Source organism: Streptomyces venezuelae (genome assembly GCF_008642315.1).
In the GTDB taxonomy this organism is placed as follows: Bacteria; Actinomycetota; Actinomycetes; order Streptomycetales; family Streptomycetaceae; genus Streptomyces; species Streptomyces venezuelae_D.
In genome coordinates this window covers 5,340,853-5,365,661 of record NZ_CP029192.1, presented here as the reverse complement: position 1 = coordinate 5,365,661, position 24,809 = coordinate 5,340,853, and the positions used below count along the sequence as shown (strand labels likewise).

The window sequence follows — 24,809 nt, the reverse complement described above, 5'->3', positions numbered from 1 at the left end:
GTCCCGTCGGGCTCGGACGCATTCCCGCGGAATATGCCCTTTCACCGCGAACTCCGGTTCCCCTGCGTACTTTCCTCTCCACCGGGTGGCGTGAGCCGCCCGGTCGGGTGGTGGGGACCACCCGGTTCCACCTGGGGAAGGGGAGGCAGCGTGCCCGGAATCGACGAGTGTCTGTACGAAGCCATGACACTGCCCGGTGCCCGTGGAGCCGCCATCGTCGACTGGACCAGCGGCCTCGCGCTCGGTTCGGTCGGCGACTCCCCCAACGGTGACCACGAAGCGACCGCCGCCGAGACCGCCGAGGTGGCCCGCGCGGCCGCCGAGTACCAGGCGTTCGCGCCGGTCGACGACGCGGACGACGCCGGAAGCGGTCACGAGGCGGAAGGTGCGGACGGTGCGGACCGCAAGGGGCTCCCCGTCGAGGACCTCATGCTCACCACGCAGTCCGGCTTCCACCTGATCCGCTACGTGGAGACGACCTTCGACAGCAGCGTCTTCCTCTACCTCTGGCTCGACCGGCACATCGGCAACCTCGCCATGGCTCGGATACGGCTGCGGAGCCTGGCCGAACGGCTGGTGCTGGTATGAACGCCCTGCGGGCCGCCGAACCCGCCGCCGTCCCGCGGGCCGTCGGCGCGCCCGCCGTCTCGCCCCTCCTGACGCGGCTCGCCGCCGAGCGCGCCACCGGCGCCTTCCTGCGCGCCCAGGGCACCCTCTACCTCGTGGACGGGCGCGTCGTGCACGCCGAGAGCCCCGCGGCGCCCGGCATAGACGTCCTGCTCACGGCCGGCGGCGCACTCGCCGCGCAGGGCTGGCAGGAGGCCCTCTCCACGGCCGGCACCCGGCACGAGGTGGGCAGGGAACTCGTCGCCAGCGGCCGGGTCACCGCGGGCGAGCTGGAGATGTGCCACCTCGGCGCGCTCTTCGACGCCGCGTTCTTCGTGCTCGGCGCGGCGAGCGGACCCACCCGGTTCCGCTACGGCGTCGCGCACTGGCTCGGCCGGGTCCGCCCGGTGCCCGCCGCCGCCCTGGAACGCGAGACGCTGCGGCGCCGGACCCTCCTGGACAGCATCTGGCCGCGCCCCGAGGTCGACACCGCACCGGTCGTGCCGCGCAGGCCCGCGCCCGGCCAGACCGTCACCGTGCGCCAGCGTGCGCTGCTGCGGCTCGCGGACGGCGTCCGTACGCCGACGGCCATCGCCTGGGCCCTCGGCAGGCCCTCGTTCCACACCCTGATCGAGGTCAGGCGGCTGGCGGCCGCCGGACTCGTGGAGGTCCCGGGGCCACCGGCGCGGGAGCCGGTGGCCGTCGCCCTCCCCCTCCCGGCCGCGACGGAGTGCGCCGATCCCGACATCGCACTCCTGCGCCGGGTCCGTGACGCCCTGGAGGCGCTGTGAAACCCCCTGCCGCCCCCTGGGCCGGGACCTCGACCACATGAAGTTCTTCGCGTCCTGGCGGCGCGCAGGGAGGAGAGAGCTGGTGGCTGCCGAAGCCGACGTACTCGGCGAACTGAAACGGCTGCGGACCCGGATTCCCCAGCTGCGCGGCGCCCTGACGGCCAGCGTCGACGGGCTCCTGCTGGCGCAGGACGCCACCGACGTGGAGGCCGAGGGCGTCTGCGCGCTCACGGCGGCGGCGCTCGGCGTGGCGCTGCGGCTGTCCGACGCCACCCATCAGGGCGGCTTCCGCGAACTGATCATCCGTGGCGACCAGGGCTACGTGGCCACGTACGCGGCCGGTTCGTCGGCCGTGCTCACGCTGCTCGCGGAGCCCCGCATCAACGTGGGGCGGCTGCACCTGGAGGCCCGCCGTTCCAGCGCGCTCATCGGAGAGCTGGTCGACGCCGCCGTCGATCGAGCGGAGGAAACCTGACCCATGCCCCCCACCACATCCTCGTCGTCCCCCTCACCGCGGACGCCCGGCAGACGGAAAGGAAGCACCAAGAACATGACCGACACGGAGACCGCACTCAAGGAAGCGACCACCACGATCGAGGGCGTCATCGGCGCCGCTCTGGTCGACTACACGAGCGGAATGGCCCTCGGCACGATCGGGGGCGGAAAGGACCTGGACCTGTCGGTGGCGGCGGCCGGCAACACGGACGTCGTACGCGCCAAGCTGCGCACGATGGAGATGCTCGGGCTCAAGGACGAGATCGAGGACATCCTGATCTCGCTGGGCTCGCAGTACCACCTCATCCGGCTGATGAAGGGGCGCAACAACAACGGCCTCTTCCTCTACCTGGCCCTCGACAAGGACCGCGCCAACCTGGCGATGGCCCGCCATCAGCTCAAGCGCATCGAGACCGGCCTGGACGTCTGACGTCCGGGCCACCCGGCGGCGCCGCGCTCCCCCCGGGCGCGGCGCCGCCTTCGCGTGCATCACTCCACAAAGAGTCCCCGCGCCGCCGCCCGCACGTCGAACTCCTCCAGGCGGGCCTGCGCGTCCGGCAGGTTGTCGCACATGGCTTCCAGGAGGACGCGGCCGAGGAGCATCGGGGCGCAGGCCGTGTCGAAGGCGAGGCCCGTGCCGACGGCCGCCGGGAGGAGGAGGTCGGAGTGGGCGGCGACGGGGGCGAAGGCGGAGTCGGCGACGGTGACGACGGTCAGGCCCGCCGACTGGGCGTAGGCGAGGGCGTCGACGACCTCGCGGGGATGGCGGGGCAGGGCGAAGCAGAGGAGGGCCGAGGCACCGGCGCGGACCGCCGCGTCGATGCGGTCGGCGAGCATCGTGCCGCCCTCGTCGAGGAGGCGCACCTCGGGGTGGACCTTCGCGGCGAAGTACGAGAAGCCGTACGCCTGGGACGCGGCGGCCCGCAGGCCGAGGACGGGCAGGGGCCGGGACCCGGCGATGAGGCGTCCGGCGCGCTCGACCGGCTCCGGGTCGGCGAGGACCTCCGCCAGGTGCCTGAGGTTCTCGATCTCCGCGTCGACCGCCTGCTGGTACTCGTTGGCGGCCGTCGCGCCCGACTCCTCCGCGGGTGCCACGTCCCGCAGGTGTCTGCGCAGCGCCGGATAGCCGTCGAAGCCGAGGGCGACCGCGAAGCGGGTCACCGAGGGCTGGCTGACGCCGGCGAGTTCGGCGAGCTCCACGCTGGAGAGGAAGGGCGCGTCGGCGGCCCTGCGCACCATGCAGTGCGCGATGCGCCGCTGGGTGGGTGTGAGCCGGTGGCCCTCGAAGAGCACTTGCAGTCGCGCGGCAGGGCTGTCACTCATGCCGTCCCCCTCATGATGTCCGTACCCGCTGTCGTTCCGGCGGTCGTTCCCGCGTTCGTCGCCGCGCCGAGTTCCGACCAGACCGTGGTGAACCGGTCGAGCAGGCCCGCCGCCGCCGTCACATCATCCGTCAGCGGCCGGTCCGCGAACTCCGCTTCCAGGACGGAGTCGGCGAGTTCGAAGGCTCGCGCGAGCGGAGTGTCCGGATCGAGCCGCATGTCCCGCTGTCGCAACGCCCTGGTGGCGGCCACCAGTTCGCATCCCACGACCATGCGGAACGCCTCACAGGCGCGCAGGGTCTGCCGGGCGGCGAGCGAGGCGAAGCTCGCCTGTTCCTCGACGCCGCGGGAGAGCACGGCGTGGCCGAGGGAGGCGGGCGCGGAGAAGGCCCGCAGGTCGCCGAGGGCGGCCCCGGCGGCGTATTCGAGGATCATGACGCCGGACGAGGCCGGTTCGCCGTCCGCGAGGAAGGGGCGCAGGCGGGTGAAGGCCGGTTCGTTGAGGGTGGAGAGCCGGGAGGTGGAGAGGCGGGCCGCCTGGGTCACGGCGAGCCTGAAGTGGTCGAGCGCGAGGGCGAGTTGGGCCAGGTAGAAGCCGCCGTGGTGGTACGCGGCCAGGTCCTCCGGCGAGATCAGCGGGTTCTCCGCGGCCGCGTTGATCTCGACGGTCAGGACACCCTCGAGGGCGTCCGCCGCGTCGTGCGCGGGGCCGTGGATCTGCGGCACGCACCGGAAGCCGTAGGGGTCCTGGATGCGGCCGAGGGGCGGAGTGGGGCGGTCGGGGGCGCCCAGCAGGCGGCGCATGCGCTCGGCGACCGCGTACGACCCGGGGTGCCGCCGCGCCTCGTGCACGGGCAGCGCGTACGCCTCGTACGACCCGTCGACCGCCATCAGCGACAGCGCCGCGACCACCTGCGTGGCACCGATCAGGCCGCGCAGTTCGTGCAGGGCGAGCGCGGACTGGCCGAGGGTGAGGGCGTTGCTGCTGATCAGGGCGAGGGCGTCGTTGTTGTCGAGGGGCTGTGCCGCGGGAGCCCTGCCGGGGCCCTGCCACGGGTGTTCCCCGGCGAGCGCGAGGCCCATCTGGGAGAGGGCCGCGATGTCTCCGGTGCCGACGGAGCCGAACTCGTTGACGGTGGGGTGGGCGCCGGTCTCCAGGGCCTCGCAGAGCGCCGTGACGACACTCGGGCGCAGTCCGGCGCCGCCCGCGAGGAGTTGGTTGGCGCGGACGGCGAGCATCGCGCGGACCTGCCGGGCGGGCAGTTCGGCGCCGATGGCCCCCGCGTGCGAGCGGAGCAGTCTCAGGCCGTGGTCGGCGGCGGCCTCGGTGGGCACGTCCTCGTTCCGGTTGGCGCCGACGCCGGTGGAACGGCCGTAGACGCGGCCCCAGGCGGCGATCTCCCTGGCGGCGTTCCAGGAGTCCTCGGCGCGCTTCATCCCGTCGGTCGCGGGGACCGGGCGGGCATCGGATTCGGCCAGGCGTACGACGTCTGCGACCATCATTCCCCGGCCGTCGAGGACGACGACCGCTTTTCTGTCGTTGGCCGCGATGTCCGCGATACGAGACGACTTCACTCGTAAACCCTCCTCAACCGGACGTTCCGTCTTGCCCATCGGCCATTTTTCGCTCAGCGATTCATGTCGGAGCGTCGCGAACTATTGACAACCTATTCAGACAACGAGAACTCTGCATGACGATATACAGCCGGGCAAGGGACTCCACATGATCCAATTCGATACGGTCCACAAGCGCTTCCCGAACGGCACGACAGCGGTCCACGACCTCACCCTCGACATGCCCGAAGGCGGCGTGACCGTCCTCGTCGGATCTTCCGGTTGCGGCAAGACGACGACCCTCCGCATGATCAACCGGATGGTCGACCCGACCTCCGGGACCATCCGGGTCGGCGGCCGCGACGTCCTGGAGCAGGACGCGGCCGAACTGCGCCGCTCCATCGGCTACGTCATCCAGCAGGCCGGCCTCTTCCCGCACCGCACGGTCCTCGACAACGTCGCCACGGTGCCGCTGCTGCTCGGCTGGGGCCGCAGGAAGGCGCGGGCGCGGGCGGCGGAGCTCCTGGAGACGGTCGGGCTTGCGCCCGACGCCGGGCGCCGCTATCCGCACCAGCTGTCCGGTGGCCAGCAGCAGCGGGTGGGCGTGGCGCGTGCGCTGGCGGCGGATCCTCCTGTCCTCCTCATGGACGAGCCGTTCGGAGCGGTGGACCCGGTGGTCCGTACCCAGCTCCAGGACGAACTGCTGCGCCTTCAGCGGGAGTTGAGCAAGACGATCGTCTTCGTCACGCACGACATCGACGAGGCGGTGCGGCTCGGTGACCGCATAGCCGTGTTCCGCACGGGTGGGCATCTCGTGCAGTGCGCGGAGCCCGCGGAGCTCCTCGCCCGCCCCGCGGACGACTTCGTCGCGGACTTCCTGGGCGCGGAGCGCGGCCTGAAGCTGCTGTCCCTGTCCACGTTGTCGGGCGTTCCGCAGGGGCCGGCTCCGGAGGGCGGAGCGTGGACGCTCCGCTTGTCCGCGTCCGGGGCGCCTCTTTCCTGGCGCCACAAGGACGGAGAGTCCGCGGACGTCCCCGTACGGCCCCTCCGCGACACGGACTCCCTCCTCTCGGCGCTGGACGAGTCCCTGTCCGCCCCGACGGGGCTGGTGGCCCGCGTCGACGCGGGAGGCGTCCTGACGGGGGTGACGTCCCGGTCCGACATCCACGAGGGTGCGAGCGTCGCGCACGCGAGGGGTCGTTCCGTCCGCGGCCCGGCGGGGGCTGATCGCGCAGTTCCCCGCGCCCCTAAGTCGTCCACCCCAGCGCCACCGAACGAGCCGCCCCACCCAGAGGCGCCGGGCGAGGTGGACCAGTCAGGGGCGCGGGGAACTGCGCGACAAGCCCCCGCCGGCCCGCAGGCGAGTGAGACGGGGGCCACCCCATGACCGTCGACTGGTCGTGGATACGCGATCACACCGACGACCTCACCACCCTCACCCTCGCCCACCTCCAGGCCGCCCTCTCCGCAGTGGCACTGGGGCTGCTGATATCCCTCCCGCTGGCGGTGGTCGCCCACCGCATCCGCCCCCTCCGCGGACTCCTCCTCGGCCTCTCCAACGTCCTGTTCACCATCCCCTCCATCGCCGTCTTCGTCCTGCTCCTCCCCGTCAGCGGCCTCACCCGCACCACCACCGTCATCGGCCTGACGATCTACACCCTCGTCGTCCTCCTGAGGAACACCGTCGAGGGACTCGACTCCGTCCCGGCGAAGACGAAAGAGGCCGCCAAGGCCATGGGCACCCGGCCCCTCCGCACACTCCTCACCGTCGAACTCCCTCTCGCCCTCCCCGTGATCATGGCCGGAGTACGGATCGCGACGGTCATGTCGATCTCGCTCGTCTCCGTGGCGACGTACATCGGCGACGGCGGCCTCGGCCAGCTCTTCACCGACGGGTTCCAGCGCAACTTCCCCACCCCCGTGATCGTCGGCGTGGTCCTCACGCTGCTCCTCGCGCTCGTCGCGGACGCACTGCTCGTCACGCTCCAGTACGTCCTGACGCCCTGGACCCGCCGCCGGAGGAGCGCCTGACATGTACGAACTCTTCAAGGACCTCGGCGCCTGGCTGGTCAGCGGCGACCAGTGGACCGGCCCCGACGGCATCGGGCACCGGCTCGTCGAGCACCTCCAGTACTCGCTGCTGGCCACTCTCGTCGCCGCCGCCATCGCCCTGCCGGTCGGCCTGCTGATCGGGCACACGGGGCGTGGCGCCTTCGTCGCCATCAACCTGGCCTCCTTCGGCCGCGCGCTGCCGACCGTCGGACTCGTCGTGCTGGTGTTCCTGGCGAGCGGCCTCTCCATGTGGCCCGTCTACATCGCGCTCGTCGCGCTCGCCGTACCCTCCATCGTCACCAACACGTACGCGGGCATGACCGCCGTCGACCCCGAGGTGCGGGACGCGGCGCGCGGCCAGGGCATGCGGGCCCACCAGGTGCTGCTGCAAGTCGAGTTGCCGCTCGCGCTGCCGCTGATCATGACGGGTCTGCGGCTCGCCCTCATCCAGGTCGTCGCGACGGCCACCATCGCCGCGTACGTCTCCTTCGGCGGACTCGGCCGCTACGTCTTCGACGGCCTCGCCCAGCGCGACCTCGTCCAGGTGCTCGGCGGCGCCGTGCTCGTGGCCGTCGTCGCCGTCGTACTCGATCTCGCGCTGGCCGGCCTCCAGCGCGCCCTCTTCCGCCACCGCCCCTCCCCGCAGGCTTAGGAGCACCCAGGACATGAACCGCAGGACTCTCCTCGGCGGGCTGCTCGCCACCGCGTCCGTTCCCGCGCTCGCCGCCTGCAGCGGCGGCATCACCTCCCTCGACGGCGGGGGTTCAGGCGGCGGCGGGGGCGGCTCCAGCAAGAACGGCGTCACCATCGGCACCGCCAACTTCACCGAGAACCAGGTCCTCGGCCACCTGTACGCGGCGGCCCTGGAAGCGGCGGGCGTGAAGACGAACGTCCGCCCCAACCTCGGCACCCGCGAGATCCTCATCCCCGCGCTCAAGGGCGGCGACATCGACCTGCTCCCCGAGTACCAGGGAGCCCTCCTGCACTACCTCGACCCGAAGGCGGAGGCCACGGAGGAGGGCGAGATGCAGAACGCCCTCGCCATGCGCCTCCCGCGCGGCCTGCAGATCCTCCCGTACGGGCGGGCCGAGGACTCCGACGCGTTCGTCGTGACGCGCGAGACCGCGAAGGAGTACGGCCTCAAGTCCCTCGCCGACCTGGCGAAGCACAACGGCAAGCTGGTGATCGGCGCCGCCGCCGAGGTCAAGAAGCGCACGGTCGGCGCGGTCGGCCTGAAGGACGTCTACGGAGTCGAGTTCAAGGAGTTCAAGTCGCTCGACTCGTCCGGGCCCTTGGTGAAGGGCGCCCTGCGCAAGGGCGACGTCGACGTCGCGAACCTCTTCACCACCGACACCGACATCGCCGCCGAGCACTGGGTCGTCCTGACCGACCCCAAGAACCTCGTCCCCGGCCAGCACATCGTCCCGCTGATCGCCGACCGCAAGGCCGACTCGACGGTCCGCAGGGCCCTCGCCCGCCTCGGCGCCCTCCTGACGACGGCACAGCTCACCGAGCTCAACCGGCTCGTGGACAAGGACAAGAAGGACCCGGAGGACGTCGCCCAGGACTGGGCGGAGCAGCACGGCATCACGAAGAAGTAGGCGTAACCGACTCACTGACAGGCGTACCGACAGCGGGAGTTGACCGGCATGGCAGCTGAAGACCTGGTGGAGCGGCGCTCCATCGACGTCGTCCCGGACGACGAACGGCACGGCACGGCGTTCAGCCAGTTCACGCTCTGGCTCGGCGCCAATCTGCAGATCACCGCGGTCGTGACGGGCGCGCTCGCCGTCGTCTTCGGCGGCGACGTGGTGTGGTCGCTCGTCGGCCTCGTCCTCGGCAACCTGCTCGGCGGCGCGGTCATGGCGCTGCACTCGGCGCAGGGCCCGAAGCTGGGGCTGCCGCAGATGATCCAGTCGCGGGCCCAGTTCGGGGTGAAGGGCGCGGTCGTCCCGCTGCTCCTCGTCATCCTCATGTACGTCGGCTTCTTCGCGAGCGGCAGCGTCCTCGCGGGCCAGGCGACGGCGGAGCTGACGCACACGAACGACACCACGGGCATCGTCGTCTTCGCCGTCGTCACGGCGGTCATGGCGGCGGTCGGCTACCGCGTCATCCACGTGCTCGGCCGGGTGGCGAGCGTGATCTGCGCGCTCGCCTTCGTCTACCTCGGCATCCGGCTGTTCGACCGCGTGGACGTGGGGGCGCTGTTCGGCGACGCCCACTTCGACCTGCCGATGTTCCTGCTCGCCGTGTCGCTGTCGGCGTCCTGGCAGCTGGCGTTCGGCCCGTACGTGGCGGACTACTCGCGCTACCTGCCGCGCACCACCTCCGCCAAGGCCACGTTCTGGTGGACCCTGTCGGGCTCGGCGATCGGCTCGCAGTGGTCGATGACGTTCGGGGTGCTCGTCGCGGCGAGCGCGGGCGACGCGTTCCTCGCCAACCAGGTCGGGTACGTCGTCGGCCTCGGCGGCACCGGCCTGATCGCCTCCTTCCTGTACTTCGTGATCGCGCTCGGCAAGCTGACGATCAACGTCCTGAACACCTACGGCGGGTTCATGTCGATGGTCACGAGCATCAGCGGCTTCCGCGGCCAGAAGGTGCTCGGGGCGCGCGGACGGGCCGCGTACATCGCGGTGATCATGGTGGCGGGCACGGCGGTCGCGCTGCTGGGCAAGGACAGCTTCCTCTCCTCCTTCAAGGACTTCCTGCTGTTCCTGCTGACGTTCTTCACGCCGTGGTCGGCCATCAACCTGGTCGACTACTACCTGATCTCCCGCGAGCGGTACGACATCCCCGCCCTCTTCGACCCGCGGGGCCGCTACGGCGCCTGGCGCTGGGACGCCCTGACCGTCTACGGCATCGGCCTCCTCGCCCAGCTCCCCTTCCTCGTCACCCACTTCTACACGGGCCCGCTGGTCGACCCGCTGGGCGGCGCGGACATCTCATGGATCGTGGGGCTCGTGGTGCCCGCGGTGCTGTACTGGGCCCTGGCCAGGCGGAACCCGCCCGTTCCTGGGGCTGGGCCCCGTACGGAAAGGGGGGCTAGCACCAACGCCGAGAGCGCGCCCGCGCCGTAACGTAAACGCTTATGGAAGCCCGTGACGCCGAACTCAAGAAGGAACTCGACGCCACTCTGCACGCCCGCAGAGAGCTCGGCGAAGAGTACGACTCCGCCTTGGTCGACTCGTTCCTCGGGAAGATCGAGCAGCGCCTGGACGGCACGATCGACCGCCGCATGCGCCGCCACCTGGCGGAGCAGCAGATGGTGGTCGCCCGCGGCGCCCGCTCCCCCGCGAGCGGGGTCGACTCCTGGGGCGAGCGCTTCGGATTCGGCGTCGTCTCCCTCATCCTCGCGGTCCCGCTCTCCGCGATCGCCGTGGTCAACGCGGATCTGACCGGGCTCTTCGTGGCCTGGGCGGGCATCGTGGGCGTGAACGCGGTGCACGCGTTCCGCGGCCTGTCGTTCGGCCGCGGGCGCGAGGAACGCAAGTCGGAGTGGGACGACTGAACAGAAGCCTCTTACAGGTGCCTACGCCTGCCGCGTCGGAAGCACGATCATCTGCCGCAGGTTGACGTGGCGCGGGCGGCTGGTGGCGTACGCGATCAGATCGGCGATGTCCTCCGACTCCAGCGAGCCGACGGCCCCGAACATCCCTTCGAGCTCCCCGCTGAGCTCGGCATTCGCGATGTGCCCCCGCAGCTCGGTGTCCGTGAAGCCCGGCTCGACGTTGGTGACGCGCACGTCGCGCGGCCCGAGCTCGGTGCGCAGGCACTCCGACAGATACGTCAGCGCCGCCTTGGTCGCCCCGTACACCGCGTAGTTGGTGAACGCCATGTGCGCGCCGATCGAGGAGATGTTGACGAGGTCGGCGGCCCCGCCGTCCGCGGCCGCCGCGATCAGGTCCGGCGTGAAGGCGCCGATGACGCGCAGCGCGCCCGCGACGTTCGTGTCCAGCATCCGCTGCCACTCGTCGGTACGGGCCTCGGTGACGGGATTCGGCAGCATCACGCCCGCCGAGTTCACGACGAGGTCGACGCGGCCGTACGCGCCGTGGGCGCGCTCGGCGGCGGCGTCCACGGAGGCCTGGTCGGTGACGTCGGCGGTGACGGCGAGGGCACGGCCGCCGTCCGCCGTGATCTTCGCGGCCAGCTCCTCGATCCGCTCCGTGCGGCGGGCGAGCAGGACGACGCGGGCGCCGTGGGCGGCGAGCAGCCGGGCCGCGGCCTCGCCGATGCCGCTGGCGGCGCCGGTGATGAGGGCGGTGCGGTCCTGGAGGGTGGCGTACGAGGGCATGGCTGAACTCCTGCAAGAGAGCGGGCGAGTAGGGGTGCTCCACCACCGGGGTGTCCTCCACCGGGGCGTTCCACCACCCTCCACGGCCCGCTCCCCGCTACCCAGGGCTGCGCTTTTCCTGGGTCCGGCAGTACCAGGATGGAATGGTCCACGCGACCTAGGATCGAACGCATGGACGGCGACCTCGGAGACTTCCTACGCTCACGGCGTGCCCGCATACAGCCCGCCGACGTGGGCCTCACGGCGTACGGCAGGCGGCGCGTGCCCGGCCTGCGCCGGGAGGAGGTCGCGCAGCTGGCAGGCGTCAGCGTGGACTACTACATCCGCCTGGAGCAGGGCAGGGGCTCGGCTTCGGTGTCGGACGCGGTGCTCGACTCGGTGGCGCGGGCGCTGCGTCTGGACGAGACGGAACGGGCGTACCTGCGTACGGTGGCGCGTCCTCGGCAGGCGGCCCGCGCTCGCGCCGGCCATACCGTCCGCCCCGGCCTGCGCCTCCTCCTCGACAGCATCGACCGGGCGCCTGCGTTCATCTTCGGCCGCCGCATGGATGTCCTCGCGTGGAACGCGCTGGCCGACGCGCTCAACGGCTTCTCCGCCCTGGCCCCGGCGGACCGCAACATCCCCCGCCAGGTCTTCCTTTCCGCTCCCGAGCGGGACTGCTACCCGGAGTGGGAATCGGTGGCGGCGGAAACGGTCGCGTATCTGCGCCTCGACGCGGCACGGTTCCCCGCGGACGCGGAGCTCGCTTCGCTGGTGGGCGAGCTGAGCGTGAAGAGCGAACCCTTCCGTCGCTTGTGGGCGAACCACGAGGTGGCGGAGAAGACGCACGGCGTCAAACGCATCAACCACCCCCTGGTGGGCGAACTCGTCCTCCCCTACGAGACCCTGACCCTCCCAGCGGACCCCGACCACCTGATGGTCGTCTACACACCAACCCCCGGCTCCCCCTCCGCGGACCGCCTGTCCCTCCTGGCCAGCTGGTCGGCCCCCACGGGCAGGAACCCCCAGGCTCACCGCCACCCGCGCCCCTAAAGCCCCCACCGGCACCGGTGCAGGGCACCTTTAGTGGGGCGCCAGGGAGAACCACCCAGGGGCGCGGGGAACTGCGCGACAAGCCCCCACCGGCCCGCAGGCAAAGACGGCACGCACCACCCCAGGGGCGCGAGGAACTGCGCGACAAGCCCCCACCGGCCCGCAGGCAAAGACGGCACGCACCACCCCAGGGGCGCGGGGAACTGCGCGACAAGCCCCCACCGGCCCGCAGGGAAGGACCGCCCACCCGCAGAGGGATCGTCACCGCGAGGGACCACCGCACCCCCGGATGCCCAGGGGGCGGGACGACGGCAGTCCCCCGCGGAGGGACGTCGTGCCGGGTCAGAGCCGGCCACGCCCAGGCGTCCACGGACCCGGGAGCCGCTCCGGAGTTCCTGACGCCGACACGGACCACCATGCCCGCCCCGTGTTAAGCACGTGCTGCGCACACATGACGTCCTCGTGCCACCCGGTTACGGCACGGACACACGTGATCCGCTGTCACCACGACCGCCGCTGTCACCGCGACCGCTGCTGTCACCGCGACTGCTGCTGTCACTGCGACTGCAGCTCCGCGAGGAACGCGAGCAGGTCCTGGCGGCTCACCACGCCCGTCGGCTTCCCCTCGACCAGCACGATCGCCGCGTCGGCACGGCCGAGCACCGACATCAGGTCAGCCACCGGCTCGCCGGAGCCGACCTGCGGCAGCGGGTCCGACATGTGCTTCTCCAGCGGGTCGGAGAGCGACGCACGCTGCGCGAACAACGCGTCGAGCAGCTCACGCTCCACCACCGACCCGATGACCTCCGCCGCCATGACGTCAGGGTGCCCCGCGCCCGGCTTGACGATCGGCATCTGCGAGACCCCGTACTCGCGAAGGACCTCGATCGCCTCCCCCACCGTCTCCTCGGGGTGCATGTGGACGAGCGAGGGCAGCTCGCCGCCCTCCTTGCGGCTCAGCACGTCGCCGACGCGCGGCTGGTCGCCGGCCTCCTCCAGGAAGCCGTAGTCGTTCATCCACTCGTCGCTGAAGATCTTGCTCATGTAGCCGCGCCCGCTGTCCGGCAGCAGGACGACCACCACATCATCCGGACCGAGCCGCTCCGCGACCCGCAGCGCCGCCACGACGGCCATGCCGCAGGACCCGCCGACGAGGAGTCCCTCCTCCTTGGCGAGGCGCCGCGTCATCTGGAAGGAGTCCTTGTCGGACACGGCGATGATCTCGTCGGTGACGTTGCGGTCGTACGCCGTGGGCCAGAAGTCCTCACCGACGCCCTCGACGAGGTAGGGCCGCCCGGACCCGCCGGAGTACACGGACCCCTCGGGATCGGCGCCGACGACGGTCACGCCGCCCTCGGAGATCTCCTTCAGGTACCCACCGGTCCCGGAGATCGTGCCACCCGTCCCGATGCCCGCCACGAAATGGGTGATCTTCCCCTCCGTCTGCTCCCAGAGCTCGGGGCCGGTGGAGTGGTAGTGCGAAAGGGGGTTGTTCGGGTTGCTGTACTGGTCGGGCTTCCAGGCGCCCGGCGTCTCCCGTACGAGCCGGTCGGAGACGTTGTAGTACGAATCCGGGTGCTCGGGGTCGACGGCGGTCGGGCAGACCACCACATCGGCGCCGTACGCGCGCAGCACGTTGATCTTGTCGAGGGACACCTTGTCCGGGCAGACGAAGATGCACTTGTAGCCCTTCTGCTGGGCCACGATGGCGAGACCGACCCCGGTGTTGCCGGAGGTGGGCTCGACGATGGTGCCGCCGGGCTTCAGCTCCCCGCTCTGCTCGGCCGCCTCGATCATGCGCAGCGCGATGCGGTCCTTCACGGAACCGCCGGGGTTGAAGTACTCGACCTTGGCCAGGACGGTCGCCTGGATGCCCGCGGTCACGTTGTTGAGCCTCACCAGCGGGGTGTTGCCGACGAGACTGATCATCGAGTCGTGGAATTGCACCGTTGTCTCCGGGCTGCGATGTAGTGCGACGAATTGGTGCGGTCAGCCTAAGGGTCCACCTCATCCGTTCACCTCCGCTTGCGATTGGCCGACCGTGCTTACGGGGCAATGAGTGGATGTACGGCCGTACGAACCGGTACGGCACGAGGAGGTGGCTGCAGGGCATGTCGAGGGCGAGGGTGGCGCGGCGGATCGCCGCGGGCGCGGCGTACGGCGGCGGAGGCATCGGGCTGCTCGGGGCCGCCACGGTGGGCGTGGTGCTCGCCGAGGTGCAGCTGGCGAAGCGGACGGTGGGCAACGGGCACGTGGATCCGCCACGGGCCGACGGGCGCTACGGCGGGGCGTTCGCCGCGGAGGCCGCGCGGCCCACGCACGCCGAACCGGTGCGGTTCGCGATGCTCGGGGACTCCACGGCCGCGGGGCAGGGCGTGCACCGGGCCAGGCAGACCCCGGCGGCGCTGCTCGCCTCCGGGCTCGCGGCGGTCGCCGAGCGCCCGGTCGACCTGCGGAACGTGGCGCTGCCGGGCGCCCAGTCGGACGACCTGGACCGCCAGGTGACGCTGATCCTCTCGGACCCCTCCTGGGTGCCGGACGTCTGCGTCGTCATGATCGGCGCGAACGACGTGACGCACCGGATGCCGATGACACGGTCGGTACGCCACCTGTCCTCCGCGGTACGCAGGCTCCGTACGGCCGGTTCGGAGGTCGTGGTCGGCACGTGTCCCGACCTGGGCACGGTCGAGAACGTCTACCAGCCCCTGCGGTGGCTGGCCCGCCGTGTCTCGCGCCAGCTGGCCGCGGCGCAGACGATCGGGGTGGTCGAACAGGGCGGTCGTACGGTGTCCCTCGGCGACCTCCTGGGCCCGGAATTCGCGGCGCACCCGCGCGAACTCTTCGGCCCCGACCGCTACCACCCCTCCGCGGAGGGCTACGCGACGGCGGCCATGGCGGTACTCCCCACCCTCTGCGCGGCGTTCGGCCTGTGGCCGGAGGAGGACCGCCCGGACGTCTCGCGCCGCGAGGGCTTCCTGCCGGTGGCGAGGGCGGCGGCCCAGGCCGCCTCGGAGGGCGGCACGGAGGTCACGGCGGCAATGCCGACGGGCCCCCGTGGCCCGTGGGCACTCCTCAAACGCCGACGCCGCCGCCGCATCCACACCCCGACCCCGACGACCCCACTCCCCCACTGACCCACCCTCCGGCTCCTCGTCTGCGGGCGCGTGGGGGGGCGCTCGCGCAGTTCCCCGCGCCCCTGACAGGCACCCGACACCCGAAAATGGCGCGTCCCGCACGGCGGGCCGCCTTGCTCCCGGCGACACGAACACCCACGCCCCCCACAGCACCCCAGCCAAGCCCCGATTTGCTCTCCGGGACGGTCACGCACTTCTCTCCTCATAGCGGTGAGCGACGCATACGAGCCAAGAGTGAGCAAAAGCGGCCCCAACTCGGCCGGTATGAACCAATATCTGCCACCGCCCACCGACCCTGCCGCTGGTGCCCCCCACCCCTCCTGGATAGCTTGGTTCACTCCAGAGAACCCTCGCCCCCCTCCAGGAGCCGACCGTGAACCGCCGCCCCACCCTGCTCGCAGCGGCCGCCATGACTGCTGCCGCAGTCCTCTCGCTTTCGGCGTGCGGAGGGGGTGACGGCGACTCCAAGGACGAGGACAAGATCGCGGGTGCGGACTCGAACCCGGGTGGCCAGAAGGAGAAGTCGCCGTCTCCGAAGGCGTCGGAGGAGGACGGGGTCGACCGCCCGGAGATCAAGCTGCCGAAGGACGTGAAGAACGTCTTCGAGGGCGGGAAGACCGGGGATCCGAAGAAGGACGCGGTGTTGGCGGACAACGAGCGGTGGCTCGACGCCCTGATCGAGGCCACCGTTGTCGTCGATGCCAAGGATCATCCGGCTCTGAAGTTCTATGGATCGGGTGACGCCCTGTTGTCGGCGGCGGATTACATCCAAGGGTTCCGGAAGAAGGACAAGAGCTTCATCGGGACCATTCGGTACTACGACCGCCAGGTCACCTTCCTCAAGGACGGCGTCGCAGCGGTGTCGTACTGCAAGGACGGCACCAAGACGTATCCCAAGGACCTCAAGACCGGCAAGGTCGACCGATCCATCCCTGAATCAGCGGCCGATTACGGCTTCTACAACACCCGCGTGAAGAAGAACGCCAAGGGTGTCTGGCAGACGGAGTCCGTCACGTACGTGGAAGAGGCGACCAAGCGGTGCATGTGAGCACACCGAAGTCGGCCGCCCACTGGGCCGCTCCTGTTCTCGCCATGGTTATGGCGCTGCTCCCTGGTGCTGCCTACGCCGCTGGTGGCGACACCGAGGGAGGGGGAGACTTCGGGGGCGAGCAGCAGTCGAGGGGCACCATCCAGGACAAGAACCTCGGCGTCCAGACGAAGATCCAGACGACGGTCAAGGGCAGCCCGAAGTCCACGAAGACAGGAACGCTCACCCCCGCCAACTCCAACTGGGATCCGCCCGCCTGCTGGTACGAGCCCGCCTACACCCCGAAGCAGATCGAGGCCACGGTCAAGGCGATCCGGTCGTTCAAGGCCTTCAGCATCGGCGACCTCGTGGGCGGAGTCTTCGACTCGTACTTCAAGGAGGGCCACCCGTACAAGAACTACAACCTCGACAAGCAGGGCGAGGGTCAGTTCTGGGCGGCGGCGGTCGACGACGAGCGTAAGGACGAACCAGCAGCCAAGGCCTGCGACAAGCTGCCGTTCTGGGTGGCCAAGGGCGAGCCGCCCAAGGAGCGACTCGCGGTCTCCCCCAGGATCCTCGCGGAGTACGCCTACGGCCAGATCCCGGTCCCCGACACAGAGATCAAGATGGCGCCCGAGGGTGAGACGAAGGTCAACCTGCCGACGTGGGCGTGGCTGGACAAGTCCAAGTTCAAGAAGATCTCGGTGACCGCGAGCCTGCCGGGCACGGGCCTCTCCGCGACGACGACCGCCGAGCCCGTCTCCCTGAGGCTCGACCCGGGAACGTCGGACGCCGAGACGTACCCGTCGTCCGGCGAGTGTCCGATCGGGGATGACGGCCGGATCGGCAAGCCCCGCGCGAAGGGCACCCCGGGGGACACGGATCCGCCATGCGGCGTGCGCTACCTGCGCTCTTCCGGCGACCACGCCCCCTACGAACTCGGCGCCACCATCACATGGCGGGTCACCTGGAAGAGCACCACGGAACCGGGTGGCGAACTGCCCCCGGGTGAGTTCGGTGCGACGCAGGACGTAGTCGTACGCGAGATCCAGTCCGTCAACCGCTGACCGCTGACCGCTCCACAACCCCGACCACGACGACACAGGGAATTCGGACACCGACATGAGCGACCTCCGCCTCGACGGAACGGTTTTCGAGAACCTCAAGAAGACCTTCTCCTCGGTCAGCGACCGTATGGACGCCGCACGCAGAACCCTCAAGAACGCCGACGGCTCGGTCGTCGGAGCCGAGAAACTCATCGAGGACGTGCACGAGTTCGCCGACGAGTGGGGCTACGGCGTCAAGCAGCTCGGCAAGCACACCGAGGGCGCCGTCAAGATGATCAACAAGATCGACGAGGAGTTCAGCAAACTCGACCAAGCCCTCGCCGAATCCCTCAAGTCCACCAAGTCCACCAAGTCCACCAAGTCCGCCGAGAAGACAAGCAAGTAGCGTGAGCAGCACCAAGCGCCCCGCGCTCCCGAACATAGGCTGGGACCCCACCCCCGGCAACGTCGAGGACACGCGAGACCTGGCGAAGAAGCTCGGCGGACTCGCGGGCGAACTGGGCACCGCGGTCCGGGACCTGGAACGCATCGAGTGCGGCGCCTGGAAGGGCAAGGCGGCGCTCGCGTTCACGGAGTACATCGGCGAGGACGTCACCCCGCTCATCCGCAAGAGCCACGAATCCTTCGACAAGGCGTCGCGCGCGCTGTACCGGTGGGCCAGGGAACTCAAGGAATTCCAGGACGAGACCGACCGCCTGGAGAAGAAGGCCGGGGAAAAACTCGACGCCCGCTCGGAGGCGAAGCCCGACAGCAAGGAGAGCGGCAAGGCCTCGGGGGACGTGGACGAGGTCATCGCCCAGGTCCACGACCTGGAGGACCGCTTCGCCAAGGCGGCCGGGGCAATCAGCAAGGAACTCGACAAGGCGGGCGACATCGCCCCGGACGAGCCGGGCTTCTGGGACAAACTCACGAAGGGCGTCAAGGACGCCTGGGACGCGACCGGCAAGTGGCTCAAGGACCACGCCGACCTGATCAAACTCATCGGCGACCTCCTGAGCGACCTGACGGCGGTCCTGGCCCTCCTGGCCATCGTCACGCTCCCCTTCCCTCCGCTGTCGGCGGTCTTCGGCACGGCGGCGCTCATCACGAGCGGGCTCGCGCTGGGGGCCCACGGGCTCGCCAAGATGGGCGGGGCGGACGTGAGTTGGGTGCAGATGGGGCTGGATGCCGTGGGGTTGTTGCCTGGCATCGGGATGCTCGGCAAGGCGACCAAGGTGGCAGGCAGAACCAGGGGGGTGACCCTGGCGGCCAAACTCGGCGAAGGCTTCAAAGCGACCCGGGTCGGCAACGGGCGCATCCTGCTGGCGTTCGGAGAGCACTCGGCGGATCTCACCAAGGGCTTCGGCATCGGTGGTCTGGTGAAGCTGGGCGGCAAGTCCACCGATGTGTACGAGGTCGCTCACGCAGGCAGTGGTTTGATGAACCGCATGGGTGGCCTCGCGGCCGGTGGCTATCACGAAGGCCAGTGGCTCGGTTCCCGGGGGCTCAACCTGATTCCAGGAGTGAAGATCGACCCTGCAGGTGCGGGCATCGCGATGGACGCCGGAGCCAAGATCTTTCCCAAGATCACAAGCATTCACCAGCATGTGGGAGAAGCCCTGTTCCCAGGTGACCAGTTCGAGAAGTCGGCCTCGGGCGGCTGAGGGTTCCGGGGCTTTCGCCACGTAGGAGATGCACGAATATGGACATCTGGCTCACAGACCCGGACGAGAGGTTCCTCGCCCGTGGTCCTGTTTCGTTCGCCACCGGCGCCGCCATGCGGGTAAAAGGCAAACGCTGGTTCCGTGACACCGAGCGGAACGACATCCAGGGGGAGCTCCCGGGTTGGCCCGAGCGGCCGGTCGACACACCGAATTCCTTGAGTGGCTCGCTCGCACGAAAAGCGGGAATGGGTGCCGTTCTCGGGCTTGGTGCCGCCGTCATGGTTGTTCTCAGTGCGGCCGGTGGAAATATCAGCACCGGCTCCGGCCCCGGCTCCGGTTCCGACACCCCGGAAGACCCCGCCGACGAGGTCGACGACTTCCCCGTCATGTGGGCCGCTCCGGGCACGCTGGCTCGCACGTTGCCCTGGCAGCTGGACCCAGGGCGCTCGGACGACAAGCGGTACCGCACGCATGCGATCGTGACCGACCGCCGACTCGTCATCGTAGGATTCCCCTTCTCCAAGAAGGACGAGTCGCGGATCGAGGACGAAGTCCTCTGGCAGGTCCCCCGGTCCGCGATCGACAGGGTTGAGCGCCGCGACTTCAAATCCGGAAACGACATGCGGATCGTCTTCACGGACGGTTCTTGGTGCAGGCTCCGCTCCCTCTCCCGGCGCAGTCTCACCTGGCCTCTGATCGCGCCCCGCGACTACATTCCCCTGGATTCACTGACGTCGGCCCAGTGGGCCACCGTCGAAGCCTTCGCTGCCACCCAACACCCGGACGTCGAGCCACCACTGGTCATGCGAAACGCTTGCGGCTGCTATCGCGTTCTCGTGATGGACCAGCTCACGGTCGACGCGGACTTCGGCACCACCGAATGGGACATGACCATGGACGCCAACGGCGTGGAGGTCGAGCCGGTCGCGTTCCACCCAGAAGACTTCGCCGACTGAATCACCTGCTCCCGCACCCGAACTGAATGCAATCAGGACAGCCCTCATGACTTCCCCCACCGTCAGCCAAGAGCCCCCGCCCATATGGTTCCTCGTCCCAGAGGGCTTCTTCGCCCTCCCTGTGGCGGCCACCCCCGAAGAACGCGCCGAGCACTCCAAGTCCTTCGTACGACAGCTCTACTCCCGAGGCGACGACAGCGTCTGGGAGCCCGCCGCCCCCTACTACGCGGCGATGGCCGAGCTCATGGCGGACACGGGTGTCTCGTATTCGGCGATGGGCCTGTTCTCCACGGCGGACGAGGGAGAGAACGGGGACACTGCCCGGCATGACCCCGCTGGCGGAGTCGCCCAGTGCGCCCTGACCGTGGCGGCCGTCCCGACCGACCAGACCGACGTCGACACCGACGTCGTCGCCCAAGGCATCCTCGCTGCCCTGTCCAGCGACCCCTACAACGACGCCCGCTGGCTCGACCTGCCGTGCGGCCCCTCGGTGTCGTCGATCACGCTGAAGAAGTTCACGCTCACTCCGAGAGGGACAGCCGACGGCGAGCCGGCGGATCTCCTCACCGGACAGATCCAGGTCCACGTCCCTTTCCCCACAGGCCCGTTCACCGCGGTCTTCACGCTCCACACCGCGTCCACGGACTACTGGACCGAGTTCTGCAACATCATGTCGGCGATCCTCCAAACGGTCTCCTTCACCGAACCGGATGAAAGCCTTCATGAAGAGATGGCGCACTGATGAACTGGCTCACCGACCCCGAAGAAGACATCCTCATCCATTCCGCGGCCACCTTCGCCACCGGCATGGTCCCAGCCGTCTCCGGCCAACGTTGGTTTCGTGACACCGAACGCAACGACATTCAGGGAGAGCTAGTGGGTGCGGGCTGGCCGACCGGTCCCACCCACACTCCGCGCACCACCGGCCACAAGGCATCCCGTCGCGTCGGCAGCGCCCTGACCTCCGCCCTCTCCATGGTCACAAGCCTCCTCCTCAACGAGAACAACGTCGGCTCAGGCGACGGCCCACCCGATGACCCGGAGAACGAGGTCGACGACTTCCCCGTCATGTGGGCAGCTCCCGGCACCCTGGCCCGCACCCTGCCGTGGCAACTGGACCCCGCACGCCGACCCGAGGGCTACACCACGGACCTGGTCGTCACCAATCACCGCCTCCTCTTCGTCGGCTCGGAGCTCGGGCTGATGGAACACGGCGACGTGCTCGGCGAGCTCCCCCTCGACGCCATAGCCGAAGTCCGTCACATGGGGTTCAGCAATCTCGGAGCGGACATCCGGCTCACCTTCGCGGACCGGTCCTGGGTGCGGCTCTTCACGGGCGCCCGCAACAGCGCCGAACGCCTCGACCAGATGCACGCCGGCATCGTGCGCATGCTGCCGGCGAACGCACTCACCGCCGGTCAGCAGCGGGAAGCGGCACGCTTCTGTGCCGGGATGCCTGAGAGGCCGTACCCCCCGACGTACACCATGCTGCCGAGCGGCACCCTCCTGATGGAGGTCCGCTCGCCGTCCAAGTGCGCGGCGGGGTGCTTCGACGTGGCCGTCAACTTGATGGACGAGACGGGCGTACGAGTTGGGCCCCGGCCGGGGGATCCGTCCGTCCCGTAGCTCGCCGGTCCACTACCGTCCGGAACCCGGCCTGACCTCCGCCCACAGCAGCTTCCCCGCGTCCCCCGCCCCCATGGGGTAGGACCCCCACCTGTCCGCGCACGCCCGCACGATGTGCAGGCCCCGCCCGTTCTCTGCCGTCTCCGGCGGTCCACTGTCGACGCCGCCGTCGGCCTCCCCGAAACCGGGTGGGATCTGCGGGTTCGAGTCCCATACCGCCACACGGATCCCCTCCGGAGAGGAGGAGCGGAGGCGGAGGGCGTACGGGCCGTCGGTGTGGCAGTGCGCGTTGTTCAGGAGTTCCCCGGCCAGGAGCTCCGCGGTGGGGGCGAGGTCCCCCAGTCCGTACGTTTCGAGGACCGCACGGAGGGTGGCGCGGCCGATCCCCGGGGCGCGGGGGTCGTGCGGGAGTTGGAGGGTGTACGTCCAGGGCGGCGATACGGTTGCGGTGCGCATGGAAGTCTCCGTGGAGAGTGGGTAGTTGCCGGGCGGTCCGGATGACGCCCAGTGACGTTGCCGCTCCGTCGAGCGGGGTTCTTCTGGGCGGGACGTCCACACGAAAAGTAGCGCTACTGGATATATTCTTCACCTGTTTCCGGGTGAGACTAAAAGCAACCACTCGTGTGAGTGATGCGAGAGCACAGGAGCAGCAAGCATGGCCGTTCGGAACAACCCGACAGGTCGACAACTCCGGCTAGGCCGTTTCGTTTAGATCATCGGATCGTTGGTCCGGATGTGCCGTTAACTGACGTGCAGTGGGCGCGGATCGAGCCGTTGCTTCCGGACCGGACGCCGATGCGGGGTGGCCGCTGGCGGGATCACCGGGAGGTGATCGACGCGATCGCCTTCAAGTTCCAGACCGGAACCCAGTGGGTGCACCTGCCGGAGAAGTACGGCAACTGGCGAGGCGTCTACAACCGGCTGCGAATGTGGGCCATCGACGGCACCTGGGAGCGCGTCTTCACCGCGCTGATGGCCCAGGCTGACGCTGGCGAGGACCTCGACTGGGCAGTCTCAGTGGACTCCACGATCGTGCGGGCCCACCAGCACGCGGCTGGGGCCCGCAAAAAGGGGCCCCAGCCGGCGAACCCGACGACCACGCCATCGGCCGCTCCCGGGGCGGGCTGACCACCAAGATCCACCTCGCTGCCGATGCCCGCTGCCGACCCCTGGCGTTCGTCCTAACCGCCGGACAGGCGGGCGATGCACCGGCCTTCACCGATGTCATGGCCCGCCTGCGTGTTCCCCGACGACGCGGTCGGCCGCGCACCAGACCGGACGTGGTCCTGGCCGACAAGGCCTATTCCTCCCGGGCGATCCGCGAACACCTGCGCCGGCGCGGCATCCGTGCCGTGATCCCCGTCCCCGCCGACCAGCGCGGCCACCGACTACGGCGCGGCAGCCAAGGAGGCAGACCACCGGCCTTCGACCGCGAGGCCTACAAGCAGCGCAACACCGTCGAACGGTGCATCAACCGCCTCAAGCAATGGCGAGGCATCGCCACCCGCTACGAGAAGACAGCGACCATCTACCTGGCCGGACTCCACATCGCCGGCATCTTCCTCTGGTCCGCACGATGATCCAAACGAAACCGCCTAGGTGCCGAGCTACGCAAGCTGCGCGAACGTGCCGGCCTGACCTCGACAGCGGCAGCTCAGCTGCTCGGCATGAGGCAGGCGCAGGTGAGCAACATGGAGACCGGCAGGGTTGGCGTGAGCGCCGAGCGTGTGCGCACCCTGGCCTGCAACTATGCCTGCTCGGACAAGGCCCTCGTCGAGGCCATCGCCGACATGACGGGCGACCGTAAGCGCGGCTGGTGGGAGGAGTACCGCGAGATCCTGCCTGCCGGGCTGTTGGACCTCGCCGAGGTTGAGCACCACGCCACACGTCTGCGCACCGCCATCACCGTGCATATCCCGGGCCTGCTCCAGACCACGGACCACGCACGCGAACTGTTCCGCCAGGTCGTGCCCGAGTTCCCTCCCCCGGACGTGGAGCATCGGGTGTCGTTCCGCATCAAGCGGCAAGCGGTGCTCTTCCAGGAACCTCCGACCCCGTACCTGGCGATCATCCACGAGGCGGCCCTGCGGATGCAGTTCGGCGGGCCCCAAGTAGCCAAGGGACAGTTGCAACATCTGCTGGACATGAGCGAGCGTGAGCACGTCACGATCAAGGTGCTCCCGTTTGCCGCGGGCTCCTTCCCGGGGTCGGGGCAATCGCTCTTCTACTCCAGCGGCAAGGTCCCCCAGCTGGACACGGTCCACCTCGACCAGTCGCACGGCCCCAGATTCCTCGACGCCGAGGCCCAGTTGGAGATGTACCGCGTACTCCTCGACCGGATGGAATCCATCGCCCTCGACGTCACAAGGTCACGCGACCTCATCCACCACCTGATCCGCGACCTGTGAAGGGAACCCCATGCCTGCCCCCACATACGAGTGGCAGAAGTCGTCCTACTGCGGACAGGGCGACTCCTGCGTACACATAGCCACCGACCCCACCGGGACGGTCCACCTCACCGAAAGCAGCGACCCCACCGCCGCGATACTCCGCACCACCCCCACAGCCTTCGCCGCACTGCTCCGCACCACGCAGCGGCCCGCAGGCGCCGAGACGGCCTGAGGGGACGTGGAGGTATGTGCGCCCGGAGCACGGTGAGCCACGCTCCGGGAGGTTCGGACCGGGGCCCCGCCCCGGGATGGCGAGGACGTACATACCTCCGCGGCCCCGCCCCACAGACGAAGAGAAGGCTCAGACCCCAGCCATGACCGAGAAACAGACCAAGAAGCAGACCGCGACGCAGATCGAGACCCCCCGCGTTCCCACCGACCTCGACTGGACCCGTGCCGCCCCCGAGGACGAGCAGGGTCCAGGACCGTGGATCGAGATCGCCTTCGGCGAGGGCGACAACGACGACGCCGTCTATCTTCGCGAGACCAGCGATCCGGACAACGTCGTCACGACCACCCGCAAGAAGTGGGACGCGTTCGTACTCGGCGTACAAGCGGGCGAGTTCGACCACTTCGTGGAGGGTGTGGAGGGGGTTTAGTCACCGCTCGCCTGCCGCCCGGTGGGGGCTTGTCGCGCAGTTCCCCGCGCCCCTGGGTGGTCCGTCCGAAGGCCCGAGCAAGGGTGCCGACCCCCTCCACGGCCCCGCGGCCTGAGCGCCCGCTTAGAAATGCGGTCGGAGTCACACGCCCCACCCGATGA

General features: G+C 69.7%; 27 protein-coding genes and 1 pseudogene. 23 read left to right on the top strand and 5 right to left on the bottom strand.

Going from position 1 to position 24,809, the window contains the following annotated elements; all coding sequences use genetic code 11:
• The first annotated feature begins 150 nt into the window (after nt 1–150).
• The 4 genes from DEJ48_RS23545 (at nt 151) to DEJ48_RS23530 (ending at nt 2,322) form a co-directional block, all read left to right on the top strand.
• Entirely contained in the window at nt 151–588 is a 438-nt protein-coding gene (locus tag DEJ48_RS23545) for a hypothetical protein (RefSeq protein ID WP_150218093.1), read from the top strand.
• Nucleotides 585–1,397 carry a transcriptional regulator gene (locus DEJ48_RS23540; protein ID WP_150218092.1) on the top strand — a complete coding sequence of 271 codons (813 nt, stop codon included), beginning with the start codon at nt 585–587 and terminating at the stop codon, nt 1,395–1,397. Before DEJ48_RS23545 ends, DEJ48_RS23540 begins: the two co-directional genes overlap by 4 nt.
• 37 nt (nt 1,398–1,434) lie before the next feature.
• A complete protein-coding gene (locus DEJ48_RS23535) occupies nt 1,435–1,872 on the top strand; it encodes a roadblock/LC7 domain-containing protein (RefSeq protein WP_150218091.1) in 438 nt (145 codons plus the stop codon).
• 75 nt (nt 1,873–1,947) lie between these two features.
• Nucleotides 1,948–2,322 (top strand): hypothetical protein, encoded by a 375-nt coding sequence (locus DEJ48_RS23530; RefSeq protein WP_055567693.1) that lies wholly within the window; start codon nt 1,948–1,950, stop codon nt 2,320–2,322.
• A 59-nt stretch (nt 2,323–2,381) separates the two neighbouring features.
• On the opposite strand, the gene DEJ48_RS23525 is transcribed toward DEJ48_RS23530, so the two are convergent.
• Together DEJ48_RS23525 and DEJ48_RS23520 are read right to left on the bottom strand one after the other, a co-directional pair.
• Entirely contained in the window at nt 2,382–3,215 is an 834-nt protein-coding gene (locus DEJ48_RS23525) for a MurR/RpiR family transcriptional regulator (protein ID WP_150218090.1), read from the bottom strand.
• Nucleotides 3,212–4,828, bottom strand: coding sequence for an aromatic amino acid ammonia-lyase (locus DEJ48_RS23520; protein ID WP_150218088.1), 1,617 nt, complete (start codon nt 4,826–4,828; stop codon nt 3,212–3,214). The genes DEJ48_RS23525 and DEJ48_RS23520 overlap by 4 nt, the downstream gene beginning before the upstream one ends.
• Before the next feature lie 109 nt (nt 4,829–4,937).
• Here DEJ48_RS23520 and DEJ48_RS23515 point away from each other — a divergent pair, with 109 nt between their 5' ends.
• From DEJ48_RS23515 to DEJ48_RS23490, 6 genes are read left to right on the top strand one after another with little or no spacing between them, the layout of a single operon-like run.
• Nucleotides 4,938–6,155, top strand: a complete 1,218-nt coding sequence (locus DEJ48_RS23515; protein WP_223832175.1) for an ABC transporter ATP-binding protein — start codon at nt 4,938–4,940, stop codon at nt 6,153–6,155.
• Nucleotides 6,152–6,799, top strand: a complete 648-nt coding sequence (locus tag DEJ48_RS23510) for an ABC transporter permease (RefSeq protein WP_150218086.1) — start codon at nt 6,152–6,154, stop codon at nt 6,797–6,799. Before DEJ48_RS23515 ends, DEJ48_RS23510 begins: the two co-directional genes overlap by 4 nt.
• Nucleotide 6,800: 1 nt before the next feature.
• Nucleotides 6,801–7,472 carry an ABC transporter permease gene (locus DEJ48_RS23505; protein ID WP_150218084.1) on the top strand — a complete coding sequence of 224 codons (672 nt, stop codon included), beginning with the start codon at nt 6,801–6,803 and terminating at the stop codon, nt 7,470–7,472.
• Between the two features lie 13 nt (nt 7,473–7,485).
• Nucleotides 7,486–8,421, top strand: coding sequence for an ABC transporter substrate-binding protein (locus DEJ48_RS23500; RefSeq protein WP_150218082.1), 936 nt, complete (start codon nt 7,486–7,488; stop codon nt 8,419–8,421).
• Between the two features lie 48 nt (nt 8,422–8,469).
• The gene (locus tag DEJ48_RS23495) at nt 8,470–9,897 is read left to right on the top strand and encodes a purine-cytosine permease family protein (RefSeq protein ID WP_150218080.1); all 1,428 of its coding nucleotides are present in this window, start codon (nt 8,470–8,472) and stop codon (nt 9,895–9,897) included.
• A gap of 11 nt (nt 9,898–9,908) precedes the next feature.
• Nucleotides 9,909–10,328, top strand: a complete 420-nt coding sequence (locus DEJ48_RS23490) for a hypothetical protein (protein WP_150218079.1) — start codon at nt 9,909–9,911, stop codon at nt 10,326–10,328.
• A 21-nt stretch (nt 10,329–10,349) separates the two neighbouring features.
• Here the strand turns inward: DEJ48_RS23490 and DEJ48_RS23485 are convergent, their stop codons facing one another.
• Nucleotides 10,350–11,114: an SDR family oxidoreductase gene (locus DEJ48_RS23485; protein WP_150218077.1), complete on the bottom strand. Its 765-nt coding sequence runs from the start codon at nt 11,112–11,114 to the stop codon at nt 10,350–10,352.
• 171 nt (nt 11,115–11,285) lie between these two features.
• Here DEJ48_RS23485 and DEJ48_RS23480 point away from each other — a divergent pair, with 171 nt between their 5' ends.
• Nucleotides 11,286–12,146: a helix-turn-helix transcriptional regulator gene (locus DEJ48_RS23480; RefSeq protein ID WP_150218075.1), complete on the top strand. Its 861-nt coding sequence runs from the start codon at nt 11,286–11,288 to the stop codon at nt 12,144–12,146.
• Between the two features lie 555 nt (nt 12,147–12,701).
• Here DEJ48_RS23480 and DEJ48_RS23475 read toward each other — a convergent pair.
• The gene (locus tag DEJ48_RS23475; RefSeq protein ID WP_150218073.1) at nt 12,702–14,093 is read right to left on the bottom strand and encodes a cystathionine beta-synthase; all 1,392 of its coding nucleotides are present in this window, start codon (nt 14,091–14,093) and stop codon (nt 12,702–12,704) included.
• 164 nt (nt 14,094–14,257) lie between these two features.
• On the opposite strand from DEJ48_RS23475, the gene DEJ48_RS23470 reads away from it, so the two are divergent.
• The 8 genes from DEJ48_RS23470 to DEJ48_RS23430 all read left to right on the top strand — a co-directional run bounded on the left by DEJ48_RS23470 (nt 14,258) and on the right by DEJ48_RS23430 (nt 21,599).
• Nucleotides 14,258–15,280, top strand: coding sequence for an SGNH/GDSL hydrolase family protein (locus tag DEJ48_RS23470; protein WP_150218071.1), 1,023 nt, complete (start codon nt 14,258–14,260; stop codon nt 15,278–15,280).
• Nucleotides 15,281–15,653: 373 nt separating this feature from the next.
• Entirely contained in the window at nt 15,654–16,328 is a 675-nt protein-coding gene (locus DEJ48_RS23465) for a hypothetical protein (protein WP_223832174.1), read from the top strand.
• Nucleotides 16,325–17,374: a hypothetical protein gene (locus tag DEJ48_RS23460; protein ID WP_223832173.1), complete on the top strand. Its 1,050-nt coding sequence runs from the start codon at nt 16,325–16,327 to the stop codon at nt 17,372–17,374. The genes DEJ48_RS23465 and DEJ48_RS23460 overlap by 4 nt, the downstream gene beginning before the upstream one ends.
• 55 nt (nt 17,375–17,429) lie before the next feature.
• A complete protein-coding gene (locus DEJ48_RS23455) occupies nt 17,430–17,759 on the top strand; it encodes a hypothetical protein (RefSeq protein WP_150218069.1) in 330 nt (109 codons plus the stop codon).
• Nucleotide 17,760: 1 nt separating this feature from the next.
• Nucleotides 17,761–19,017, top strand: coding sequence for an enoyl-CoA hydratase/isomerase family protein (locus tag DEJ48_RS23450; RefSeq protein WP_150218067.1), 1,257 nt, complete (start codon nt 17,761–17,763; stop codon nt 19,015–19,017).
• Nucleotides 19,018–19,055: 38 nt separating this feature from the next.
• Nucleotides 19,056–19,973 (top strand): hypothetical protein, encoded by a 918-nt coding sequence (locus DEJ48_RS39810; RefSeq protein ID WP_190537543.1) that lies wholly within the window; start codon nt 19,056–19,058, stop codon nt 19,971–19,973.
• Nucleotides 19,974–20,019: 46 nt separating this feature from the next.
• On the top strand, nt 20,020–20,715 hold the full coding sequence (locus DEJ48_RS23435; RefSeq protein ID WP_150218063.1) for a hypothetical protein: 696 nt from the start codon (nt 20,020–20,022) through the stop codon (nt 20,713–20,715).
• Nucleotides 20,715–21,599 carry a hypothetical protein gene (locus tag DEJ48_RS23430; RefSeq protein ID WP_150218061.1) on the top strand — a complete coding sequence of 295 codons (885 nt, stop codon included), beginning with the start codon at nt 20,715–20,717 and terminating at the stop codon, nt 21,597–21,599. Before DEJ48_RS23435 ends, DEJ48_RS23430 begins: the two co-directional genes overlap by 1 nt.
• Before the next feature lie 12 nt (nt 21,600–21,611).
• Here DEJ48_RS23430 and DEJ48_RS23425 read toward each other — a convergent pair whose 3' ends face one another.
• Nucleotides 21,612–22,055, bottom strand: a complete 444-nt coding sequence (locus DEJ48_RS23425) for an ATP-binding protein (RefSeq protein WP_150218059.1) — start codon at nt 22,053–22,055, stop codon at nt 21,612–21,614.
• A gap of 279 nt (nt 22,056–22,334) precedes the next feature.
• On the opposite strand from DEJ48_RS23425, the gene DEJ48_RS23420 reads away from it, so the two are divergent.
• The 4 genes and pseudogenes from DEJ48_RS23420 to DEJ48_RS23405 all read left to right on the top strand — a co-directional run bounded on the left by DEJ48_RS23420 (nt 22,335) and on the right by DEJ48_RS23405 (nt 24,648).
• Nucleotides 22,335–23,179 (top strand): IS5 family transposase gene (locus DEJ48_RS23420; RefSeq protein WP_411757446.1). Its coding sequence is split into 2 segments (ribosomal slippage): nt 22,335–22,674 and nt 22,674–23,179, totalling 846 coding nucleotides; the frame shifts between segments, so codons are not numbered across the junction.
• A 12-nt stretch (nt 23,180–23,191) separates the two neighbouring features.
• Nucleotides 23,192–24,007: pseudogene (locus tag DEJ48_RS23415) on the top strand (helix-turn-helix domain-containing protein); the annotation flags it as partial.
• 10 nt (nt 24,008–24,017) lie between these two features.
• Nucleotides 24,018–24,221, top strand: coding sequence for a DUF397 domain-containing protein (locus DEJ48_RS23410; RefSeq protein WP_150218049.1), 204 nt, complete (start codon nt 24,018–24,020; stop codon nt 24,219–24,221).
• Nucleotides 24,222–24,363: 142 nt separating this feature from the next.
• A complete protein-coding gene (locus DEJ48_RS23405) occupies nt 24,364–24,648 on the top strand; it encodes a DUF397 domain-containing protein (protein ID WP_150218048.1) in 285 nt (94 codons plus the stop codon).
• Nucleotides 24,649–24,809: the final 161 nt, after the last annotated feature.

Excerpts from the sequence above, each read along its gene's own strand:
- DEJ48_RS23540 (WP_150218092.1), top strand. The coding sequence starts at position 585 with ATGAACGCCCTGCGGGCCGCCGAACCCGCCGCCGTCCCGCGGGCCGTC.
- DEJ48_RS23535 (WP_150218091.1), top strand. The coding sequence starts at position 1,435 with ATGAAGTTCTTCGCGTCCTGGCGGCGCGCAGGGAGGAGAGAGCTGGTG.
- DEJ48_RS23530 (WP_055567693.1), top strand. The coding sequence starts at position 1,948 with ATGACCGACACGGAGACCGCACTCAAGGAAGCGACCACCACGATCGAG.
- DEJ48_RS23525 (WP_150218090.1), bottom strand. The coding sequence starts at position 3,215 with ATGAGTGACAGCCCTGCCGCGCGACTGCAAGTGCTCTTCGAGGGCCAC.
- DEJ48_RS23520 (WP_150218088.1), bottom strand. The coding sequence starts at position 4,828 with ATGGGCAAGACGGAACGTCCGGTTGAGGAGGGTTTACGAGTGAAGTCG.
- DEJ48_RS23515 (WP_223832175.1), top strand. The coding sequence starts at position 4,938 with ATGATCCAATTCGATACGGTCCACAAGCGCTTCCCGAACGGCACGACA.
- DEJ48_RS23510 (WP_150218086.1), top strand. The coding sequence starts at position 6,152 with ATGACCGTCGACTGGTCGTGGATACGCGATCACACCGACGACCTCACC.
- DEJ48_RS23505 (WP_150218084.1), top strand. The coding sequence starts at position 6,801 with ATGTACGAACTCTTCAAGGACCTCGGCGCCTGGCTGGTCAGCGGCGAC.
- DEJ48_RS23500 (WP_150218082.1), top strand. The coding sequence starts at position 7,486 with ATGAACCGCAGGACTCTCCTCGGCGGGCTGCTCGCCACCGCGTCCGTT.
- DEJ48_RS23495 (WP_150218080.1), top strand. The coding sequence starts at position 8,470 with ATGGCAGCTGAAGACCTGGTGGAGCGGCGCTCCATCGACGTCGTCCCG.
- DEJ48_RS23490 (WP_150218079.1), top strand. The coding sequence starts at position 9,909 with ATGGAAGCCCGTGACGCCGAACTCAAGAAGGAACTCGACGCCACTCTG.
- DEJ48_RS23485 (WP_150218077.1), bottom strand. The coding sequence starts at position 11,114 with ATGCCCTCGTACGCCACCCTCCAGGACCGCACCGCCCTCATCACCGGC.
- DEJ48_RS23480 (WP_150218075.1), top strand. The coding sequence starts at position 11,286 with ATGGACGGCGACCTCGGAGACTTCCTACGCTCACGGCGTGCCCGCATA.
- DEJ48_RS23470 (WP_150218071.1), top strand. The coding sequence starts at position 14,258 with ATGTCGAGGGCGAGGGTGGCGCGGCGGATCGCCGCGGGCGCGGCGTAC.
- DEJ48_RS23455 (WP_150218069.1), top strand. The coding sequence starts at position 17,430 with ATGAGCGACCTCCGCCTCGACGGAACGGTTTTCGAGAACCTCAAGAAG.
- DEJ48_RS39810 (WP_190537543.1), top strand. The coding sequence starts at position 19,056 with ATGGACATCTGGCTCACAGACCCGGACGAGAGGTTCCTCGCCCGTGGT.
- DEJ48_RS23435 (WP_150218063.1), top strand. The coding sequence starts at position 20,020 with ATGACTTCCCCCACCGTCAGCCAAGAGCCCCCGCCCATATGGTTCCTC.
- DEJ48_RS23430 (WP_150218061.1), top strand. The coding sequence starts at position 20,715 with ATGAACTGGCTCACCGACCCCGAAGAAGACATCCTCATCCATTCCGCG.
- DEJ48_RS23425 (WP_150218059.1), bottom strand. The coding sequence starts at position 22,055 with ATGCGCACCGCAACCGTATCGCCGCCCTGGACGTACACCCTCCAACTC.
- DEJ48_RS23410 (WP_150218049.1), top strand. The coding sequence starts at position 24,018 with ATGCCTGCCCCCACATACGAGTGGCAGAAGTCGTCCTACTGCGGACAG.
- DEJ48_RS23405 (WP_150218048.1), top strand. The coding sequence starts at position 24,364 with ATGACCGAGAAACAGACCAAGAAGCAGACCGCGACGCAGATCGAGACC.